The organism is Streptomyces sp. NRRL WC-3549, from assembly GCF_000721935.1.
In the GTDB taxonomy this organism is placed as follows: Bacteria; Actinomycetota; Actinomycetes; order Streptomycetales; family Streptomycetaceae; genus Streptomyces.
On record NZ_KL585421.1, the window covers coordinates 49,925 to 51,136 of the forward strand.

The following is a 1,212-nucleotide window of genomic DNA, read 5'->3' on the forward strand; positions in this document are numbered from 1 at the left end:
CGCGACGGGTTCACGGTGGACGAGACGTTCCGCTCCCAGACCGCCGCGAACCAGAAACGTTTCGCCGACTTCCCCGCCACCGCCGCGCTCTTCCTGCCCGGCGGCGAGCCCCCGGCGGTCGGCTCCGTCCTCAAGAACCCCGATCTGGCCCGCACCTACGAGACGCTGGGCCGCAAGGGCGTCGACGAGCTGTACCGGGGCGAGCTGGCCGAGGACATCGTCCGGACGGTCCGCAAGCCCCCCGTCGACCCGCGCTCCACCCGTGTGGTGCGCCCGGGCGACCTCACCGCCCAGGACCTGAAGTCCTACCGGGCGCTGCGGCAGGCGCCCACCTCCGTCGGCTACCGCGGCCTCGACGTCTACGGCATGGCGCCCTCCTCCTCCGGCGGTACGAGCGTGGGGGAGGCGCTCAACATCCTGGAGTCCACCGACCTCTCGAAGGCGAGCGAGACGCGGTACCTGCACCGCCTCATCGAGGCGAGCAGGATCGCGTTCGCCGACCGGGGGCGCTGGGTCGGTGACCCGAGGTTCGAGGACGTACCGACCCGGGAACTGCTCAGCCGGCGCTTCGCCGACGCCCGCGCCTGCCTGATCAAGGACGACGCCGTCCTCACCAGCCCGCTCGCCCCCGGCGACCCGCGGCACCCCGAGCGCTGCGGCACCGGCGGCACGGCGACCCCGACGACGTACGAGGGGGAGAACACGACCCACCTCACCACCGCCGACAAGTGGGGCAACGTCGTCGCCTACACGCTGACCATCGAGCAGACCGGCGGGAGCGGCATCACCGTGCCGGGCCGGGGGTTCCTGCTCAACAACGAGCTGACCGACTTCTCCTTCGCCCCGGCCGACCCGGCGGTCCACGACCCGAACCTGCCCGGTCCGGCCAAGCGCCCCCGGTCCTCCATCTCGCCCACCATCGTGCTGGACCACGGGGAGCCGGTCCTGGCCCTGGGGTCGCCGGGCGGCGCGACCATCATCACCACCGTGCTCCAGTCGCTGACCGGATATCTGGACCGGGGCCTGCCCCTGGTCGAGGCGATCGCCGCGCCGCGTGCCAGCCAGCGCAACGCGGCGGCCACCGAGATCGAACCGGCCCTCTGGGACAGCCCGGTGCGCGGGCGGCTCGAAGCGCTCGGCCACGTCTTCACGCTGAACCCGGAGATCGGGGCCGCGACCGGGGTCCAGCGGCTGCCGGACGGGCGCTGGCTC

At 73.3% G+C, this 1,212-nt stretch carries 1 protein-coding gene; it reads left to right on the forward strand.

Translation table 11 applies throughout. The features are described from left to right. The coding region (locus IH13_RS0125555) for a gamma-glutamyltransferase family protein (RefSeq protein ID WP_031088247.1) at positions 1-1,212 on the forward strand (1,212 nt) is incomplete at both ends.